We start from the raw sequence: 20,690 nt of genomic DNA, 5'->3' as shown, positions 1-20,690 counted from the left end.
TTATCCGTGTCCATATCCAGGTCCATTGCATGTTCGCACCTGTCCGGCGGCTGACTTGTCATCCATGTTACAGCTCTATGGAGAGTAGTTTGTTTTCAGACACTTTTTTACGTAATGCTTTGACCAACCGGCGGCAGCATTGCGGCAGTCGGCCGAGTTCACGCTGTATTTCAGAACGGAGTGCCGGATTACATTGATCGTTGATAATTGTGCCGGTCAGTCGGACACCGGCGAAGCGCAGAGACTGGGCGCAGGACTCTGCCAGACTTTCGGTTGTTTTGCCTGCCATCACGACCATCAGGCAGCCATCACATGCGGCTGCAACGCTTTCCGGTGGAATACAGTCATGGCTTGTCTGTGAGATCGGGGATGTATCAAAGATGATGAGGTCATAAGTCGCCTGCCATTCTTTGATCCAGGTTGAAATGGCATGGGGGCGGCGCAGCATCATTCTGTCGGCTCTGCCTGAGGGGGCAATGATGCCGTTGAGAATTACAGGTGCAGCATCAATACAAACCGTGCAGGGAGTGCCAAATTCAGGTTCTGCGGTGGTTTCGGGGTGAAGCTGAACCGGCAGCAGGGTGGGATGGTTCAGATTGAGATCGACCAGCAGTGTATTGCGGCCTGAAAGCAAATGCCGCTGGGCGAGTGCCAGAGCCAGAGAGGTGACACCTTCCTCAGCATTGACAGAGGTAATCGCGACACTTTTCAGTTCTTCCTGAACAAGATGACGATAGATCTGCTCAATCTGGGGTGAGTCGGGAGAAAAAATTGTCATAGTAAGCCCACCAGTGCGGCTGTGGCGGCCAGCTGGAACAAATCGTTCATGCCGCGCCGAAAGGCTTCCATCGTGCTCTCACTGCGATCCGGAATATAGACGGTATCCCCGGCACGAATCACAGGAAGCAGGCTGAAATTACCGGTCCGGCCAAACTCGGTGAGATCAAACGTTCTGGCCTGATCCCGGCAACAGGACAAATTCACCACGGTAATTTTTTCGACATAGGCGTTGTTACTCGGTCCGCCAGCCTGTGCGAGTAAATCGAGCAGAGTCATGTTGTCATCAAAGCGGTACCGTCCCGGTTTATTGACCGCGCCCAGCACCCGGATGGTGGATTCTTTGCTTTCTTCCAGCCAGTTGCGGTCTTTTTCCGGAATGTAGATGGCATCCCCCGTGGTGACTTTAGGCAACAGATTTTCATCGCCGGTTTCGAAATATAACGCGAGATTCAGTTTGGTTACTCTGGCGTAATCGCCGTTGCGGTGGGTAATCCGGATATTGTGGATATCCGCTTTGGAGGTCGGGCCATCAGCTGCTGACAGAATATCGAGAAAGTGCATGCGGTTTGTAAACCGATACCGACCAGGTGCACCGACCTGCCCGAACACATAGATAGACAATTCAGAACTCTGTCGGACCCATTGCGATTTGTTGTCGGTCGGATCCTGCGGTAGATCATGCACCCGGACGGTTGTCCCCGCACGGACCGGCGGTAAATCACTGCTGTGGGAACCGTTTTTCAAGTATTGGTCCAGATTGAACACATAGGTCCGGTTCACACCGGCAGCATTCGGGGTCATCACTTCAATTCTGGCTGTATCTGCCCGTGACGTCGGGCCGCCGACATGGGCCAGCAAATCAAGCAGATTCATTTCACTGGACCATTCAATCCGTCCGGGGCGCACGACTTCCCCCATGATTCTGACCGCGCGCTGCGGCGACACTTTCAGCCATGACTTTTCGTTCATGTCGGTTTTTTCGGGAATGAAAATCGCGTCCCCCGGGGAAACCTGCGGGAGCGCTCTGCGGGATGTGCCTTCTGTGAAACCTGACAAGTCGAAGGACTTTATGTCTCCTTGTGCCGTGATAATGCGGATCTGGCGGGATTCAGCAAAGCGGGTCGGGCCACCGGCATTGGCGAGAATATCCATAAAGGATGTGCCCTGTTTGGTCTCGTAAGCGCCGGGCTTGGCGACTTCACCCATGATATAAATGGTGTTCGCACCGCGCTTCACTTCTTCTTCCTGGCGGGGAACAAAGACGGTCGCACCCGGCTCGATTGGTGGTAACAGCGTGTCCTGACCGGTATCCAGATACTGCTTCAGATTGAAGATGACGGGCTCATTGTTTGAAATGACCCGGATTTGCTCGACACCGGCGTAACGGGTGACGCCACCGGCCCGCATCAGCAGGTCGACCAGATTCGCCGTGTCTTTGTGAGAAAAGCTGCCGGGGTGATTGACCTCACCAAACACTTTAACTGCACCTCTGTCGCTGGCTGCATCCCCGGCATCTGCCAGATTCTGGGGGTCAAAATCCTGCTCGATATTCCCGATCATGGGCGAGGCCGGAACGAAAATGACATCCAGAGATTGCAGAACAGGCAGTAAAGACTGATCGCCGGAGTCGAGAAAGGCTTTGTAGTTAAATGTGCGGGTCTGGCCGGCGCGCTTGATCTGCATGACATTCAGCTGCGCCCCCGGCCGCATTCCACCGGCTGCAACAATCGCGGCCTGTACCGACGCGCTGGCAGGTAAGGTGTATTCGCCGGGTGTGTTGACATAGCCCTGGATGCTGATCAGTAACTGTCGTTTGCTGACATAAACGCTGAGATTATCCAGATCGCGAATCACACTCTCCAGTTTGTCGCGAATGAAAGCGGTCACGGAAGCTTCGGTCTGTCCGGCGACTTTCACAGGGCCGATTTCCGGTAACTGAATCTGGCCCTGACGGTCAATCTGAAAGGTCCGGTTCAGAGACTGCTCCCCCGGCAGGCTGATGGTCAGCTGGTCACCATGCTGAATGGAATACGCGGATGCGGTTGCAGACATCACAATGACCAGAACCACCGAGAGGAATAGACGTAAGCCTGACATTATGGTGACTCCTTACCTTGCATGGGCCCAGGCATGGGGCGGGTGATCTCGACGAGCTCGATGCTGACTCGGCGGTTCGTCAGACGAACCTCCGGGCCGTGGCCGTCGAATAACGGGTCTTCACTGCCGACGGAAGCGATAGTGATCCGGGTTGAAGGAAGCCCGAAAATCTCGAGGTATCGCTGAACCTGCTTTGCCCGGTTCAGTGCGAGCCGCTGATTGAATTCAGGCGTGCCGACCCGGTCGGCATGGCCGGTAATGTGCAGGCGGTAAGTGGGGATGTCCCGCAGCAGAATGGCGGCCTCTGCAAGGTGTCCCATGTACTTGGGGTTTACTTCCGGTGAGTTGAACGCAAACTGATTGTCGCTGTTGAGCAACTGGTACAGCTTGCTGGCGAGCGCCGCCGGTGCCTGCATATTCGCCGTCTGAGGATGACATGCCCCTTTGTTTTTCACATCATCAAGCTGGTTTTCCAGTCTTTTCAGCAGATTGCGCTGAACGATTAAATCGTTGGCTGCATCGTAACTCAGCCCGCCTTCAAGCTCTCTGGTAATGCGCTGCTGATTTTGTTTTGCCTGTACGACGGTTGCCGGAAAGCACTGCTCAGCGCCTTCCAGCACCAGAATGTCCAGATGCTGGCTGACCATGTCCAGTTCAAACCGCAGACCATGCTCCGGCTCCAGCGGCTTATCGGGCATTACAGGTGCCAGAGTGACCGGATAATGTTCTGCCATGCCCCCGTTTCCTTTTTCCGGCCAGACCGAGCAGCCGTTCAGCAGAAGCAGGGGGAAGATGAGCAGCAAAGCGATGCTGCATGTGCTGTCCGTACGCATGGGCACTTCCCTGAGCTTATTTTTCTGTCACCGGGACAAAGGGATTGATGGAAATCGCCTGATCGATTCTGAGCAGCTTGAGCAGTTCCAGCGGCTGGCCGTGAACCTGACTCAGTGACAGTGTGCAATTCTGTTCGCGAAGACGCTTGTAGAGATAAACAATGGCGCCAATGCCGGATGAATCAATAAAGGGGACCTGATTTAAATCGATGAGGACCTCTGGCCCTTTTTCCTGCGCAATTATCTGGTCCAGATAAGGCTGGATGTCCCGGCAGCCATCTGCATCCATCTCGCCCTGAATGACCAAAGTAATCTGACTGTCTTTTCCCTGAATATATTCCAGCTTCATAACCACTCCCGACACGTTCTGAGCATTACTGTGAATGCAATACATTGAAAACAAGACATGAAATGTGCTCGTGAATGCTCAGGCAGGAAGCATGCCAAAAAATGATGGTTTGTCAGGGCAGGGATACAAATGCCGGATGGCTGCTGTGTCCCGCAATCAAACGAGAAGGCAGGACATAATGGGAAAGACGAGGTTTGCATTTTGCGAATCAAGTTGCATTTCGAATCCAGATCAGCAACTTAACATCCGCAGTGGAAAAGAGAGCTTGCTGATTACAGCCTGAATGGCCCGAACGATGACAGAAAACGGTTCATTGGTTCTGTTCGTACATGATCTGAATCGCGGTGCGGATCAGTGCTGGAGTCAGGTCTGTCGCCGTCATTTTCATCTGGCCTGCAAAGCTGTAAAGTGTCGAAATAATTTTGGCTCTGTTATCAGCGCTGAGCTCTTCACCGGATTCAGCAAGGCACTGTTCAAGCAGTGCCATGAGTACCTTTAACAAAATCGTGTCTGCTTGATCTTTTGCTTCGTGCTTGTCCGGAAAATGCAGGGAGTCAGGTAGGGCAACATGACACTCGGTTTTTAAAGTGACGCCATTTCGCATCAAGCCGTAGGTGCCCAGCTGGCCGTTGGCAATAGATTTTTTCTCGGTCGCACCGAAATGTGGGATAAGGACCTGTCCTTTTTCTGCCGACGGATGAAGTGCTTCGGCCAGTGCAAGACTGCCCGGACCGACATGAATCTCAAGCTGCTGATAATCGACCGTCTTGCCCTTGTATTCAACCTGAGCAGGATGGGTGAGGATCAGCATTGTGTGCTCGGCCAGTGAACACAAATACACCTGCCAGGGTTTGTATTCTAATTTCGCCTGAATCGTATCCGAAAACGCTTCTCCCGAGAGGTGATGGTTGACGAAAAAGGGCTCGCCATTATTCGACAGTAACCAGTTCAGATTTGCGTTTTCAACCCGTCGAAGCAGTTGAAGGGACGCTGTATCAGGAAACGGGCCGGTAAACAGGGCTGTAAACTCGCGCTCAGACATGCCTAAGCTTTCTGCCCAGTTAGACTGGGCCCGGTCTTGCTGAATAAAACGAAGGCGATGTTCAAAGGTTCTCACTGGATACCATCCCATCTGTGGTTGTCTGAAAGCTATTGCGCTAAGTCTGGTACACATTTCACTCAGAATCATATTTGATTGTGGTGGACGCTTCGCTTAGAGAATATTCGCGAGACTGAGTAGGCGCGAAAAATCCTACTTCTTTTTATGAATAGTCAAAAAATAATGTGAAATATAATTTTAAAGTCGATAGAATGAATTATTTAACTGAGGTGATGAAATGAATTTTATTGATAGGCTGGAACTGGCTTTGGTACCTAAGGATTTTGAATTAATTATCAAAAGAATTGAAAAATAATTAGGGCGATCACTATCTGAAAATGAATTAAAGTTGGTCAAGAAACTGCTCAATAATGGGGGTTCAGTTGTCCAAATCATAAACAAACTTATGGCTACGCTCACTAAAGTAAAAAACAAGAATAATTCCACCCTTACGTTTAAGTAGGTGGATAAATTACACGCTTAGCTACTATTATCAGTTGATTACAACGAAAACTTTAGTGGAACGATTCTCCAATAAGTTTGATGGCAATGTCATCAACTTTTTTTGGGGGGAGTCAGATCTTTTTTATTTAGTTTTTGGACCTTATTATACAGGTGGACAAAGAGAAACTCGATATATGAAAATCAAATGGTTACACGGCTGGGTGATGATTCAGTGTGCTCTTACTCTAACAAAGAAAACAGATTATTATTTCCGAATCTTCTCATCAAATCAGGGTGATAGTGTTTGAGTTTTTTGGTGAAGTAAATTGAACTAGGTGATATGGTTTCATTAAATTTATGCTCTGGTTTGGTGGTTAAAATAGTGAGTATGACTATATCTGCAATTAGAAATTCCAGGTGTTTTTGAGTGATAGGATAAATTGTAAATCACCTATTGTTTCAAATGGCTCATGAAATATGTAATTATTAAAATTGCTTTAAATTTTTTAAAAATATGAGTAATGGTATATTCAATTCTAACTCAAATTGGTATAAGTTTAGCGTTGTTACATGCAATGAATTTATCATAACTGGTAGGTTTTACTTTGAGATTTTTTATATCTCTTTAATAGGTAGTATCCTTCCATAGAGTTTGAAACCTCTATCAGCTCTGAAGCTTATCAGGCCTACTTTAACAGAGAGTGTCTTCTGTCGAGAATATTGAACTAAATTTATTGAATGTTAATTAAAATACCCTATAAATCAGCGCGATTAATGGAGGGGGAGTGATTTTGTTGTTCACTCTCCCCTGTATTCAAAAATAGTGGCATATTAATGGTTTTTTAATAGTGATAGTTCTGTTAGCTTACTACATTACCAGAGATATGAGATGAATTTTCTTGTGTATAATTTAAAGTTGTGCTGTTCACAAACACGCCATAACTACCAGTTGCTGGCGAACCATATATTTCTTGGTTGTTGACTGCTTTAATTCTAGTGATATTACCACTGAATCTATGTTCTATACCTGGTCCTAATACAATCGGCAACTCTACATCCAGTTCACGTAGCTCAAGTGTAAAAGTATCATAGACACTGTCGACTGCATTAAATAAAACTTCGGAAAATAAAATTTCACCTATATTAAACTCCAGTTCATTTATTGTAATTGTTGTATCAGATGTATTTTTTAAATTGAAAAATATTCCAGAATACCATCCTACATTATTTATGTTGTCATTAAAACCGCCATCAAAGTGAGTAAGTGTTGAATGGTTTATTTGTAATATGCTCATATTTAGATGTCTCCATGATTCAATGATTAAAGGCCATCGGCGATTGCCTCAGTTTTAGTCGCGCTACTAATGAAAGTTAGTAACAAAAGATACACAATTTGAATTGAGCAAAAGTTAGAGGGAATTAGGAATTCAGACAGGTCATACATCTAAATGCGTAATTCTAGTATATGATCGTCAAGTGTTCCCTTAACGAAAAGTAATCAGTTGTATATATAATGTAGACTGAAATTTTTTATATGCGACCATAATTAATAGAGATGTGTCACAAAATGGTGTTTAACTCTGAGTACTGATTTTTTGGGTTTTAAGGTCGAAAATTGGAGTGGAGAGTTATGTTCTCCATAGCAACTACTATCTCTAGGACAATTTATAATGCTGCTATTTTATGAAGAGTCCCAAAACACTGGAGCAATACAATCGAACAAGTTGCACTACACTAGTGCTTGTCGTTTACCAAAAACAAGCAACATGTTGTATCTATTAACTCTTTCGATCAACCATACTTTTTGCAAAGGACCTTGTTGTATCATTTTTGCTTTCCCCAACTTCTTAGACCCAGTTGCGTATAACGGCAGAATGCGCAACTCATAATCTTACTGCGGTGTCCGAGCCCTGATGATGACTGACTTCAGTTTTCAGAAGGAATCAGGAAATGCGCAGCTTAATTCTCAATATCTCACTTGTTCTTAATTACTATTCCATTATCGGGCAAGGGGGAAACCAATCAGAATTTTTCCTGAGTGTCTTTGACCTGCAGAAACACTCTCTTTCCGGTAATAGTGATGAAGCTATGGCTAGGCAGTTTTAGGATCCGGCAAAAATAGTACGATGTAGAGAAGTGGAATACATCTTCTTAGCAAAGAAAAAGCCCGCTCTTTCGAACGGGCTTCTCTGTTTGGTACGACCGAGTGGACTCGAACCACCGACCCCCACCATGTCAAGGTGGTGCTCTAACCAGCTGAGCTACGGTCGTATCATGGAAGTGCTCTGCATCAGAACGGGGTGAATATTAGCGATTCACTCCCTCCGGTGCAAGTGTTTGAGTTGGCTTTTTTATTTTTCGTGACTGTTTGGTTGCAACTTGTACTGCCTGGTGCGCTTTCAGTCAGTGAGTAATTGTTTTTCGGGAAGAATTATTGCAGTAACTCATGATCCGGCGGTAACAGTCGGGAAATCCAGATGGCCAGTTTGTGACGCATGTTGGGGCCGTCTTCCTGATCCGGGGCGAGGGGGGTGATTTGTTTGACGTCGACCAGCAGGCGATAGATACATTCGACTTTGTCTTTTTCAGAGATGCCTTTGCCAAAATCTTCGTATCCCTGCTTTCGGGCAAAGGCGATGCCGAGTTCCATGGCTTTTTTCAGCAACTTTTGCTCATTTTTTATTTTTTTCATTGCGTCACTCCATCGCGATTTCTGTTCATCAAGCATAGCGAAGGCTATCCGGTCTGTCCGACCTTTATCCCACAGCGTTTGAAGAGTGTCTGCCAGTAATGCACATGGTTGAGCGTGGCTTCACGAAACTGGCTGTGTAATGCACCGTCAATGTAATAACTCTGGTAGTCAGCCAGTGCAGCGGGGCGTGCTGGCGTTGTAAATAAGGCTTGCAGGTCGGGCGAAATTTCCTGGTATTGACTGTCGAGTTTTGCCAGATAGGGCTGAATCTCGCCGACATAAAACTTATAAAACACGTTCTGCAGGTAATCGGCTTGTTGCTGGTTGCGGTTTGGACCGCACATCACCAGCGAATCCTGGCTGTTCAGCAACCGGGTGGTTGTATTGAGCCAGTCCCGTGCGCGGGCCATGGTGTAAAACAACTGGCCGAGATAACGGAAGGTATGAATGTCTGCCTGATAGGTCAGCAAGTTGTCTGCGGCTTGGGACGTCACCGTCTGTCCTGCGCTGATTTGTCGGGCGATCTCGGCGATTCCGCGGAAAATATGCTGACTTTCAGAAGCGCCGGGCATAGCGTTTAACGGGAAAGCGATATGGGTCGGCTTGAATTGCTTCTGCCATTCTTCTCCGGTGAGCAGCATGTTCCAGAAATATTTGGGTAAATCCTGCTGTTTGATGCGCTGGACCTGAATGAGCTGTGCCTGTAGTTTGCTGTTCTGTGGCAGCATGGCAAGGCAGTGACCGATACCGTCCAGTAACAGTAATTCGTAACGCAGTTGCCTTGTTCGGTCCTGAACTTTACCCAGCACGGAATTTCGCTCCGCAATCAGCTGAAACAGGCCGCATGTTCTTAACTCGTAAGCATCCAGCAGCCCCATGCGGACATCTTCTGTCTGTTGCAGCAGTTCACTGACTTCCGGCAGCGGGGGGATTGCAGTCTTGGGTGCTTCGGGTTCACTGCTGTCCAGAACCGAGGCCAGACGATCGGTATAATTTGTGAAACTGCTTTCTGACGACGGTGTGTCGCAGCCACTCAGCAGAATGAGGCAGAGCGACAGCAGGAAGACTTTCAGATCAGCAATAAAATGACGGAGAACAAAAAGCATGGGCGATACTTCAGACGGTTTTTTCAAAGTATACGCTAACATGCTGACTTTTCAGGTAAAGAAAAGGCAGCTTTCGCTGCCTTCTATGTGATGTTGCCAGATTACAGAGCCCGGATTAGCGGACTGACAGGGCCAGCTGGAAGTCGTGATCCTGACGTTGCAGCCACAGTAAGCGTGTTGTCAGCATGATGGCAGCGGCCGTCAGACCAACCACGTTACCAATCCAGAATCCGTGCGGGCCCATAGGTTCGGTGACCAGATGCGTCATCCCCAGGGTGTAACCGGTCGGCAGGCCGAAGATCCAGTAGGCAATGAAAGTCCGGACGAAAATTGCCTGCATGTCTTTATACCCGCGGAGTGCACCGGCAGCGACCACCTGGATGGCATCACTGCATTGGTAAACCGCTGCAAGGAACAATAACTGGGCGGCAAGACTGACCACTTCCGGGTTATCGGTATAAAGTAACCCAATGGGTTCACGGAAAATGACCGTGAGTACCGCGGTGGTCAGAGAGACAGCGACGCCCAGCCAGATACCGCAATGGCTGGAAATTCTGGCGCCGTCGAAGTTTTTCTCACCCAGCTGATGTCCAACCCGGATACTGGTCGCTGCGCTCAGGCTCATCGGGAGCATAAAGACCAGCGAGGAAAAGTTAATCGCAATCTGGTGCGCGGCCACCACAATGGAGCCAAGCGGCGCAATCAGCAGGGCAATGGCGGCAAAGAGCGAGACTTCAAAAAACAGTGCGGCCGCAATCGGAAAACCTAGTTTGAACTGGCGGGTGACGGTACTCATTTCAGGCTGATACAGGGTGTTGAACAGCCTAATCCGGTTGAGTTTTTTGTTCACCAGGACGTAAATCAGCATGGCAAAGAACATCAGCCAGTAGACAATGGCTGTTGCGACGCCGCAGCCTACGCCGCCCAGAGCCGGTGCGCCAAATTTGCCGTAAACAAAGACCCAGTTCAGCGGAATGTTGGCAAGCAGGCCGATGAAACCAATCACCATGCCCGGAACCGTCAGGGATAATCCTTCAGAGAAGCTGCGTAAAGCCTGAAACAGAAACAAGGCCGGAACGGCATAAAGAACCGCGTGCAGATAACCGATGGTTTTTTCAGACAGGACGCTTTCGAGTGCCATATAATCGATCAGGACGCCAGCGTTATACAGCACCAGAATCACAGGGACAGACAGCAGCAGCGCTAAGAGAAAACTGTGCTGAACCTGAAACGGAATTTTTTCTTTCTGTCCGGAACCATTCAGCTGAGCGACGATGGGTACCATGGCGAGCAGTACACCAATTCCAAACAGAATTGCAGGCATCCAGATGCTGGAAGCCACGGAGACCGCAGCCATATCAGTTGCGCTGACACTACCGGCCATCACAGTATCAATAAAACTCATCGCAGTCTGGGCAACAGAAGCGATCAGAACGGGAATAGCGAGTTTAAGCAATCGCTTAGTTTCAAGACGATAAAAATGCACAAATTGCTCCAGCGGGCAGGGATATCTTGTTGGAAGATTATTCAGTAGTGATTATATCGGCTTCCCTCCGGCAGACAACGATTTATTCAATCAGTCTCACTAAGCTAGCCGCGCTCTTGCAGATTCATCATCAGTGCTTTGTTTTTACCCGATTGTTTCGCCTGATAAAGCAATCCGTCTGCAATGCCAAAACAGCCTTTACTGCCGGGTTCACACTGGGTGATCCCCATACTGACGGTGATGGTGATCAACGTGTCTCCCAGTGAAACCGGGATTGAAGCAATGCGCTTCAACAGATCATCTGCAATCCGGCGAATGGTGCTTTCATCCGGAGCGAGAGAGCAGATTGCAAACTCCTCGCCACCGATTCGTCCAATAAAGTCAGGTTCGTCAAAGGTGTCATTACAGATATTGACCAGATGCTGAAGGGCCTGATCGCCAACCTGGTGTCCGTAGGTGTCATTCAGTTTTTTGAAATTATCCACGTCCAGTAACATCAGCCAGCACCCTTGCCGATCCCGCATTTCATTGAACCGCTGCCAGAAATAACGGCGGTTCGGTGCGTTGGTCAGGGGATCATAAAAAGCCAGTTTTTCCAGACGGCTGTTGGCTTCCTTCAGGGCAAGAGTGCGGGCTGCGACTCTGGCCTCCAGTTCCTGATTCTGTTTTTCCAGTAACAGGTTGAGTCTGGCCGTTTCTTCGCGCTCCTGATCCAGGTGGGTAATGGTTTGTTCCAGATGCCGGCTCATATCATCGAATGCATCCGCCAGCTGGCCCACTTCGTCATTCCGTTTCAGATTCAGTGTCTGCCCCCAATGACCCTTGCTGATATTGTTAATCGCGTGTGTCAGGCGCTGAATGGGCGTCAGGATATAACGGTTTCCGTAGTACCCGTAGATGGCAGCGATGATCATGAGCACCAGGGTCAGGATGATGGCCGTATCTTTGGCTGTCATGAAGACAGAAGTGAAGTCGCTTAACGGCGACAGCATGACGATGGTGACCCGGTCATCCCCGTCCAGAGTGTAATAGCCGGTATAGCTCAGCCAGTCCTGTCCCTGACAGTGAAAACGGTAGACCGGGCTGACTTCGGTTGTGTGCCCGTATCTGTATTTCCAGACTTTATAGAGAAGCGGCGTCTGCTGAGGATCAATCGTTTTCAGTTCCCCGTAGGCAGCCACATGATCCGGCCGGGTACTGGTCAGTATTGTTCCCTGTCGGCCCAGAATGGTGATGACGCTGTTCGGACTGATTTTGATACTTTCCAGCTCATCAATCAGTGGCGTTAAATCAATATCCATGCCCCAGACACCCAGTAGTTCGCCGGCCTGGTCGTATTCTGCTTTTGATAACGTAACCCCCAGCTCACCTTGCTGTTCCTCACGCTTGATCAGCTCACTCCATACGGCCTGGTCATGAGTCAGCGCCTGAAAAAACCAGGGTTGCTTACGGGCGTCATAGTATTCCTTGGTATTCAGCAGGATGTTCTGTTTTTCCGGATGAATAATGTAGCGGTGCAGCGCACTTGCTTCCGGGCGCTCAGTTTCGATAAATTCCAGATAATTTGCATAGCTTTCAGGCAGTTTGAACCGGACAATATCCGGGTCGCGGCCAATCAGCCTGAATCCGCCTTCCGGAGTAGCAAAGTAAAAGTGCTCTATGTTAGGGTGCTGAACGAGAGAATCGGTCAGGTACTGTTGCATTTTTGTTCTGTCCTGAACGATCGCATCCAGTTCGTCAGACATCAGTTCCTGTTGTTTGTAGATCAGCCGGACATTGTTAAAAAATTCATCCAGGTGATCTTTCACGACGTCATTGCTCTGGCGGTAAAATCCTTCAATCGCCTGGGTGATGGCGCGTTCAGAACTGTTGTACCAAATCATGCCGACACCAATGGCACTCAGAAGAATGACTGTCGTTAAAGTAAGTTGGATTCGGAAGCCCAGGTGATTGGTGTGCGATTTAAACATGGTCAGGAAATTAAGCGTAATACCGCTGCGAAACATTACGGTGAGTAAGGATAAGTATTTGCCTGACCCAATACAATCGAGTCACAAAATTTTGGGACAGTTGTTCTAACTTTGTGGTCAAATTGTGAGTTAAAGCTTGTTTTTGCTTTTAAATGCGGAGGACAGATGTTTACAGGAATTGTTCAGGGAACTTTTGAAGTTGTTGAAATTAAAAAGAAAAAAGATTTCCAGACACACGTGCTTCGTTTGCCGGATGAGCTCATTCATGGCTTAGAGCTTGGGTCATCCGTCGCACATAACGGTTGCTGTCTGACGGTTACCCGAATCGATGACAATCTTGTGTCGTTTGATTTGATGCAGGAGACCCTGCGTGTGACCAATCTTGGTTTGCTCCGTGAAGGGGACCGGGTGAACATCGAGCGTGCGGCGAAATTCGGGGATGAAATCGGGGGTCACAGTATGTCGGGACATATCATGACAACCGCAACGGTGGATGAGGTGATTGAATCTGAAAACAATTACCAGATTTGGTTCTCGATGCCGTCGTCTTTGATGAAATATGTGTTCACGAAAGGTTATATCGGCATTGATGGTGCCAGTCTGACGATTGGTGATGTGGAAGCACAACGCTTCAATGTCAATCTGATTCCGGAGACGCTCACCAGAACCAATCTGGCAACCCGGCGTCCGGGGGATGCAATCAATATTGAGATTGATCCTCAGACTCAGGCTGTTGTTGATACTGTAGAGCGTGTCATGGCCGCCCGCAGCTGATGCGTGGCCCACAAATTATTCGCCCTGCCATAAGGCAGGGCGGTGTTTCATGCACACTCCGACGGAGGTGTGCTCAGAAAATTTGCTCGTCGTCTGCATCCACAAACAAATGAATTGTTTTGTGCAGATCATCGACCTGCATGTTCAGGTGGATGGCATGACAACAGGCGGGACAATCATCATAAAATTCCTGGCTGCCGGCACTGGTATCCAGCGTAATGCGGATATTGTGGCCGCAATGCGGACAAATCACACTCTGCTCGCTGTAATTCTTCATTCTAAACTCCTTAACATGTACCTAACACCAAATGGCACACAGACACTACGTCCAACTTCCTTACTGGAGAGTGGTATTTTCCCTGTGCATTCGGGTCCGGCTCTGCGCTGAACCCGGAGGATGAGATAAAGCGCCTCGTCCTGAAATGACACGGAGAATCGATTTGTAAACCGTTATGTTAATCCTAGCGAGCCGGATTAGTTTTTGCCGTGAATTAACCGCAAACTTTGAGTTGCTGAGAAGTTTTGCGGATTGGAAAGCGGGTGCCTGGCAACTTCGGAAATCTGCGGTGGACAAGCGTCTGAAGGTGTGAAGTGAACTCTATTTTTTTTGAGTCAAAACAGCCTCAATGCGGCTGGAAAAAGCAGAGGAACTGAGAATTCAATGGATTAGCATCTCTGCTGGTAAAAACAGAAATGCTAATCATCACTGAAGCTGATTAAAGACCGGTGATTAATTCTTTATTTACTTCGAGCAGCGAGTTAAGTTTTCGGTCGGCAATGGACCAGCGCAGGTCCTCGCGATGCTGAGCTTCCGGAACAGCAATGCTTTTCATCCGTGCCGCTTTCACCGCCAGCAGGCCATTCAGCGAATCTTCAAATGCGACGCACAGATGGGGCTCAACACCCAGTGCATCAGCTGCATTCAGATACACTTCCGGGTGAGGTTTACCAAAACGCAGGTGCTCGGCAGAGAACAGTGCACTGAAAGCTTCGGTGAGCGACAGCGCATCCAGCGTGGCGTGGATCAGACTCATTGGTGAAGATGAAGCCAGGGCAATTTTCAGGCCCAGCTCCTGGCAGGTTTGGATGGCTTCCAGAACACCGGGTAACATGGGTTTGTGCTCCTGAACCAGTGCTTCGACGCGTTTGGTGATCAGGTCGTTGACTTCCTGGCAGTTTGGTCCCTGCCACGGCTGACGCTCAAACCAGAGGTCAACAATGTGGTCGATGCGGAGTCCCATGGTTTCCAGCGTATCCTGCTGAGAAATTTTGACTCCCAAAGAAGAAAATACCTCGACCTGAGCACGTTGCCAGAAAGGTTCAGAATCGACCAGAAGGCCGTCCATATCAAAGATTGCGGCTTTTAACATTTGAATCCTGTCTTGGGCTGAAGTGAAACTTAAGGAGTGTGAACCTTATCACTTCAGCCCTGAAGACGGTAGTCAAATTGCAGTGAGCGGCGGGAGATTACCTGCTGTTCAGGTCCAGTTTACGGATACAGTGTTCGGCCTGATCTAAGTATTCACCACCGAAGAGGTTGCAGTGGTTCAGCAGATGGTAGAGGTTGTATAAATCCCGTCTCTGGCTGTAGCCTTCATCCAGCGGAAAGACCGACTGATAGCCATTGTAAAAGCTTTCAGGAAAGCCACCGAAAAGCTCTGTCATGGCAATGTCGCATTCCCGGTCTCCCCAGTAACTGGCCGGATCGAAAATGACCGGGCCGTCGACACTCAGGGCAGTATTGCCATGCCATAAATCGCCGTGCAGCAGGGAAGGTTTGGGCTGGCGGGCAGACAGGATTTCAATCACATTTCCGGTGATGACATCAATATTGCCGAACTCCATGCCTTTTTCTTCACAGAGCTGAAGCTGCCAGGCAATGCGCTGTTCGGCAAAGAAACGGCACCATTTTCGCCGCCATTGGTTGGGCTGAGGGGTCAGACCAATAAAATTGTCCATATCGAAGCCATATTCAGGCTGTTCCCCCCATTGATGCAAATGCGCCAGTTGCTGCCCCAGAGTATGTGCAGCTTCGGTATCCATACTTTTCATGGGCATGAAATCCAGCACCAGAAAAGCCTTGTCCCGGCTGACCCCCATATACCGGCTGACGGGGACGGTGACAAAACCGGTTTCATTTAACAGGCGGAGACTTTCTGCTTCGGCCTCAAAGACGGGCAGGTGTTCTTTGTCATTGAGTTTGATGAAGTACCTCTGGTCCCCGTCGCTGATGCAGTAGCAGTCGTTCACATCCCCGCCGGGGAGGGTATCCCGCTCTCGGATTGTAAAGGGGTGTTCGAGTACGTCTGAAAGCTGATCGGAAATCGCTTGCCACATAGCATCCTCCGGGTACAAACCAGTTTGGGTACAAATCAAATAACGGAACAACACAGTCCAATCGGACTGAATTTAAAAGACAGTGACGCCAAATCTGTAGGGGCACAGGTTAGCCTGCCGCGTATTCGCTGACAGTTACCGGCTATTATGGCCTGATGCGATTCATTCTCTTTGATTTATATCAGTTGCCCCGGCTCTACCTCATCACAGCTTAGACTATTTCTTGTGTTTCTACTGATTAAAGAGCAAAAACAGGCAATTGGCTTTGCAAAAATAGGAATGACCTGGATTCTCTCACGTGGCGGGTTATCTTTGTGGGAATGGTGTAATGATGGTTACGCGCAGGACAAGAAAAATGAAGCCAGATGAATGAGCAAGGCAGTGTATGGTTATAGTTTCTGGCAAAAAGAAAGCCGGGATAATCCCGGCTTCGTTTTTAACCTTTGTCTGACTTATACACTCGGCAGGAGTGCTTCAGGCATCAGATTGTTATAGCTGGCTTCAAGCAGCAGCGTATTGGCTTTCTCGATATCAGGCGCGAAGTAGCGGTCTTTATCATAGAAGCTGACGCGCTCACGCAGACGATCTTTGGCTTCTTCGATTCGTCCGGAGCTCTTTCTCGGTGAACGGAAATCCAGCCCTTGCGCAGCAGCCAGCAGTTCAACCGCCAGAATACCGCGAGTGTTTTCAGCCATGTCCGCCAGACGGCGACCGGCAAAAGTAGCCATTGAGACGTGGTCTTCCTGGTTCGCCGAGGTTGGCAGGCTGTCAACCGAAGCCGGGTGGGCGAGGGTTTTGTTCTCGCTTGCCAGAGCTGCAGACGTCACCTGAGCAATCATGAACCCTGAGTTCACGCCGCCATTGTCCACCAGGAACGGTGGCAGTTTGCTCAGTGCACTGTCAATCAACAGCGCCATGCGTCGCTCAGACAGGCTGCCGATTTCAGCAATTGCCAGCGCCAGGTTATCAGCTGCCATGGCGACTGGTTCTGCATGGAAGTTACCGCCGGAGATAATGTCATCATCTTCCGCAAAGACCAGCGGGTTGTCAGAAACCGCGTTGGACTCAACCAGAAGCACTTCAGCGGCCTGACGGATTTGCTGCAGGCAGGCACCCATCACCTGTGGCTGACAGCGCAGGGAATACGGATCCTGCACTTTTTCACAGTCGACGTGCGAGTCACCGATTTCACTGCGGTGATCCAGCATATGACGGTAGGCTGCGGCGGCATCCATCTGACTGCGATGACCACGAACGCTGTGAATACGCGGGTCAAACGGACGACGGCTGCCCAGTGCTGCATCGACAGACATTGCGCCGCATACGGTCGCTGCAGAGAACAGATCCTCTGCGGCAAACAGACCTTCCAGTGCAAAGGCAGTCGAGGCTTGCGTACCGTTCAGCAGGGCCAGACCTTCTTTCGGTGCCAGGACAATCGGCTCCAGACCCGCAGCTTTGAGTGCCTGAGCACCTGAAATGATCTCACCATGGTGACGTGCCTGACCTTCGCCAAGCAGGACAGTACTCATGTGTGCCAGTGGCGCCAGGTCACCGGATGCACCGACAGAGCCTTTTTTCGGAATGCAAGGATACACTTCAGCGTTGACCAGAGTGATCAGGGCATTGACGACTTCAGGGCGGATACCGGAGAAGCCACGGGACAGACTGTTGATTTTCAGTACCATCATCAGACGGACAGTCGCGTCATCCATGAATTCGCCAATACCGGCTGCATGTGACAGGACGATACTGCGTTGCAGGGTTTCCAGATCTTCCACTGCGATCCGCGTGTTGGCCAGCAGACCAAACCCGGTGTTGATACCGTAAACCACGCGGTCTTCACGAATGATCTTTTCAACCGCTTCAGTGCTGGCTTTCATGCCTGCCAGTGCTGAATCATGCAGAGACAATTTCACCGGGTTGCGGCTCACTTCACGCAGCTGCTTCAGATTCAGTTTTCCCGGGATGATTTCTAATTGATACATAGTCATTGTTCCTGCTCGAAATTATTTGTCAGTGATCATTGGCAGATCCAGGCCCTGCTCTTTGGCACAGTTGATCGCAATGTCGTAGCCAGCGTCTGCGTGACGCATCACACCTGTACCCGGGTCGTTGCGCAGAACGCGGCGGATACGCTCTTCAGCTTCGTCGGTACCGTCACAGACGATCACCATACCTGAATGCTGGGAGAAGCCCATACCCACACCACCACCATGGTGCAGAGATACCCAAGTTGCACCGGAAGCGGTGTTCAGCAGGGCATTCAGCAGCGGCCAGTCGGATACGGTGTCTGAACCGTCCATCATGCCTTCAGTTTCGCGGTTCGGGCTGGAAACAGAACCTGAATCCAGGTGGTCACGGCCAATTACGATCGGGGCTTTCAGCTCGCCGTTACGGACCATTTCGTTGAATGCCAGACCCAGACGGGCACGGTCTTTCAGGCCGACCCAGCAGATACGCGCCGGCAGTCCCTGGAACTGGATACGCTCGCGCGCCATGTCCAGCCAGTTGTGCAGGTGTGGGTTATCCGGGATCAGCTCTTTGACTTTCTGATCGGTTTTGTAGATGTCTTCCGGGTCGCCGGACAGGGCAGCCCAACGGAACGGACCAACACCTTCACAGAACAGCGGACGGATGTAAGCCGGTACAAATCCAGGGAAATCAAATGCGTTTTCAACGCCTTCTTCCAGCGCCATCTGACGGATGTTGTTACCGTAGTCGACGGTTGCAGAACCTGCTTTTTGTAAGTCCAGCATCGCCTGAACCTGAACCGCCATGGATTGTTTGGCTGCTTTCACAACGGCAGCTTCGTCTTTCTGACGCATTTCTGCCGCGTGTGCCATGGTCCAGCCTTGAGGCAGGTAACCATTCAGCGGATCGTGGGCAGAGGTTTGGTCTGTCGTACAGTCTGGCACGATACCGCGTTTCACCAGCTCAGGGAAAACGTCAGCGGCATTGCCCAGCAGGCCGACAGACACAGGCTTACCGGTTTGTTTTGCTTCTTCAATAATTGCCAGTGCTTCATCCAGCGTCGTTGCTTTACAGTCGACATAGCCGGTACGCAGGCGGTAATCGATACGGGATTCGTCACACTCGACGGCAACCATAGAGAAACCTGCCATGGTTGCTGCCAGCGGCTGAGCGCCACCCATACCGCCCAGACCACCGGTCAGGATCCAGCGACCGGAAGCATCGCCGTTAAAGTGCTGGCGTGCCATCGCAACGAAAGTTTCGTAAGTGCCCTGCACGATGCCCTGAGAGCCGATGTAGATCCAGCTGCCCGCAGTCATCTGGCCGTACATCATCAGGCCTTTTTTATCCAGCTCGTTGAAGTGCTCCCAGTTTGCCCAGTGTGGCACAATGTTCGAGTTTGCGATCAGGACTCGTGGTGCGTTGCTGTGTGTTTTGAATACACCCACAGGTTTACCGGACTGAACCAGCAGCGTTTCGTCGTCTTCCAGACGCTTCAGAACTTCAACAATTTTGTCATAACATTCCCAGTTACGGGCTGCACGGCCAATACCACCGTAAACCACCAGTGAATGCGGGTGTTCAGCGACATCCGGATGCAGGTTGTTCATCAGCATGCGCAGCGGAGCTTCTGTCAGCCATGACTTGGCATTCAGCGTCGTGCCGGTTGGCGCCTTGATGGTACGGGTGGTATCCAGTCGTGAATTATGTTGTGTCATTTTGCTCTCCTTGCCGCTCTTCGATTAACGAATCGCGCGGGCGATAGTCCAGGCCAGCCGTGCAGCTAACCGTGCAGTTTGATTATCAATATCAAATCGAGGGTTGTACTCAGCCAGATCCGCGACCAGGATCTTCGATTCACCTTTCGGGGTTCTGGCTTTTAAAATCGGTTCGAGCAGCATTTCTACGATGTCGAACGGCACGCCGCGGGCGGCCGGGGCGCTGACGCCCGGTGCCACTGAGGCCGGGAACACATCCAGATCAATGGTCAGATAGAGGTAGTCACACTGATCAATGAAACGCTGCAGTTCGACCAGTGTCTGTTCAATCTTCTGATAGTTCAGTTCATGGTCATCTTTGTAAAACACGCCCAGCCGGTCTGCTTTTTCATAGAGCGCTTCTGTATTGCTGGTCCGTGCCAGGCCCAGACAAGCGTATTTGAACGGCCAGTTATGCACTTCACAAAAGCGGGCCGCCTGATGAAAAGGTGTGCCAGAGCTGCCTTTTTGGGACTGCTGACCACCCGGCGGGTTGCGCAGGTCAAAGTGGGCATCGAAGTTAATGATGCCAATGCGTGGTGCTTCGTCGTTACCTTCTGTCGCAACATGCTGTTTTTGCAGCAGGTAGTTACCGATGCCCTGAAACGATCCCCAGGCCACTTCATGGCCGCCGCCAAACACAATCACTTTGTGCTTCTGACGCAGGGCCCGGCTGACATCTTCAGACAGGCGATGTTGCGCCAGTTCCAGGTTACTGTCATCGCAACTGATGTTGCCGCCGTCATACACCGGCCCTTCGTGATGCCAGGCCAGATTGGCCAGTGCACGGCGAATGGCAACCGGGGCATCATAGGCGCCGGTACGGCCCTTGTTGCGGGATACCCCTTCGTCGCAGGCAAAGCCCAGCAGCATGATGCCGCTGTCATTTGCGTTGTCGGCAGGCTGGACTTTTTCGTGCCAGCGCAGACCTTTGTTGCCGTCTTCAGGATCACTGCGGCCTTGCCAGACACTCATATCAATCGGCATACAGCCTC

Annotated in this window: 17 protein-coding genes and 1 tRNA gene; 1 reads left to right on the top strand and 17 read right to left on the bottom strand. The window is 50.0% G+C overall.

The annotated features are described in order from the left end of the window. Positions 1-67: 67 nt before the first annotated feature. The 11 genes from ACYP03_RS13480 to ACYP03_RS13430 form a co-directional block, all read right to left on the bottom strand. Positions 68-778 carry a P-loop NTPase family protein gene (locus ACYP03_RS13480; RefSeq protein ID WP_459780360.1) on the bottom strand — a complete coding sequence of 237 codons (711 nt, stop codon included), beginning with the start codon at positions 776-778 and terminating at the stop codon, positions 68-70. Beyond that, positions 775-2,877 carry an SLBB domain-containing protein gene (locus ACYP03_RS13475; protein WP_330959420.1) on the bottom strand — a complete coding sequence of 701 codons (2,103 nt, stop codon included), beginning with the start codon at positions 2,875-2,877 and terminating at the stop codon, positions 775-777. The genes ACYP03_RS13480 and ACYP03_RS13475 overlap by 4 nt, the downstream gene beginning before the upstream one ends. Continuing rightward, positions 2,877-3,710, bottom strand: coding sequence for an OmpA family protein (locus tag ACYP03_RS13470; protein WP_459780358.1), 834 nt, complete (start codon positions 3,708-3,710; stop codon positions 2,877-2,879). Before ACYP03_RS13470 ends, ACYP03_RS13475 begins: the two co-directional genes overlap by 1 nt. 16 nt (positions 3,711-3,726) lie before the next feature. Then, complete coding sequence (locus ACYP03_RS13465) at positions 3,727-4,059, bottom strand: STAS domain-containing protein (RefSeq protein WP_459780356.1); 333 nt, start codon at positions 4,057-4,059, stop codon at positions 3,727-3,729. Positions 4,060-4,369: 310 nt separating this feature from the next. Then, positions 4,370-5,176 carry a hypothetical protein gene (locus tag ACYP03_RS13460; protein ID WP_459780354.1) on the bottom strand — a complete coding sequence of 269 codons (807 nt, stop codon included), beginning with the start codon at positions 5,174-5,176 and terminating at the stop codon, positions 4,370-4,372. Between the two features lie 1,286 nt (positions 5,177-6,462). After that, on the bottom strand, positions 6,463-6,897 hold the full coding sequence (locus ACYP03_RS13455; protein WP_459780352.1) for a hypothetical protein: 435 nt from the start codon (positions 6,895-6,897) through the stop codon (positions 6,463-6,465). Positions 6,898-7,796: 899 nt separating this feature from the next. Then, a tRNA-Val gene (locus ACYP03_RS13450) sits at positions 7,797-7,873 on the bottom strand. 160 nt (positions 7,874-8,033) lie between these two features. Continuing rightward, entirely contained in the window at positions 8,034-8,294 is a 261-nt protein-coding gene (locus ACYP03_RS13445; RefSeq protein WP_036753032.1) for a DUF5062 family protein, read from the bottom strand. Between the two features lie 44 nt (positions 8,295-8,338). Further along, positions 8,339-9,400: a DUF3080 domain-containing protein gene (locus tag ACYP03_RS13440; RefSeq protein ID WP_459780351.1), complete on the bottom strand. Its 1,062-nt coding sequence runs from the start codon at positions 9,398-9,400 to the stop codon at positions 8,339-8,341. A 115-nt stretch (positions 9,401-9,515) separates the two neighbouring features. Next, positions 9,516-10,886 (bottom strand): MATE family efflux transporter, encoded by a 1,371-nt coding sequence (locus ACYP03_RS13435; RefSeq protein WP_459780349.1) that lies wholly within the window; start codon positions 10,884-10,886, stop codon positions 9,516-9,518. Between the two features lie 104 nt (positions 10,887-10,990). Continuing rightward, the gene (locus tag ACYP03_RS13430) at positions 10,991-12,856 is read right to left on the bottom strand and encodes a sensor domain-containing diguanylate cyclase (protein ID WP_459780347.1); all 1,866 of its coding nucleotides are present in this window, start codon (positions 12,854-12,856) and stop codon (positions 10,991-10,993) included. A gap of 165 nt (positions 12,857-13,021) precedes the next feature. Between ACYP03_RS13430 and ACYP03_RS13425 the strand changes: the two genes are divergently transcribed. Beyond that, positions 13,022-13,630 carry a riboflavin synthase subunit alpha gene (locus ACYP03_RS13425; RefSeq protein WP_459780345.1) on the top strand — a complete coding sequence of 203 codons (609 nt, stop codon included), beginning with the start codon at positions 13,022-13,024 and terminating at the stop codon, positions 13,628-13,630. A 73-nt stretch (positions 13,631-13,703) separates the two neighbouring features. On the opposite strand, the gene ACYP03_RS13420 is transcribed toward ACYP03_RS13425, so the two are convergent. From ACYP03_RS13420 to hutG, 6 genes are all read right to left on the bottom strand, one after another. Further along, on the bottom strand, positions 13,704-13,907 hold the full coding sequence (locus ACYP03_RS13420; RefSeq protein ID WP_248140406.1) for a CPXCG motif-containing cysteine-rich protein: 204 nt from the start codon (positions 13,905-13,907) through the stop codon (positions 13,704-13,706). Between the two features lie 439 nt (positions 13,908-14,346). Further along, entirely contained in the window at positions 14,347-15,000 is a 654-nt protein-coding gene (gene hxpB, locus ACYP03_RS13415; RefSeq protein WP_330959428.1) for a hexitol phosphatase HxpB, read from the bottom strand. Between the two features lie 97 nt (positions 15,001-15,097). Next, positions 15,098-15,967, bottom strand: coding sequence for a fructosamine kinase family protein (locus ACYP03_RS13410; RefSeq protein ID WP_248140404.1), 870 nt, complete (start codon positions 15,965-15,967; stop codon positions 15,098-15,100). A gap of 452 nt (positions 15,968-16,419) precedes the next feature. Continuing rightward, positions 16,420-17,952: a histidine ammonia-lyase gene (gene hutH / locus ACYP03_RS13405; protein WP_459780342.1), complete on the bottom strand. Its 1,533-nt coding sequence runs from the start codon at positions 17,950-17,952 to the stop codon at positions 16,420-16,422. 21 nt (positions 17,953-17,973) lie between these two features. Then, positions 17,974-19,656 carry a urocanate hydratase gene (gene hutU / locus ACYP03_RS13400; RefSeq protein ID WP_248140402.1) on the bottom strand — a complete coding sequence of 561 codons (1,683 nt, stop codon included), beginning with the start codon at positions 19,654-19,656 and terminating at the stop codon, positions 17,974-17,976. Between the two features lie 24 nt (positions 19,657-19,680). Then, positions 19,681-20,682, bottom strand: a complete 1,002-nt coding sequence (gene hutG, locus ACYP03_RS13395) for a formimidoylglutamase (RefSeq protein WP_248140401.1) — start codon at positions 20,680-20,682, stop codon at positions 19,681-19,683. Positions 20,683-20,690 lie beyond the last annotated feature (8 nt).

The sequence above is a fragment of the Photobacterium sp. R1 genome, from assembly GCF_054600795.1.
This window is presented reverse-complemented; position numbering and strand designations above follow the sequence as displayed.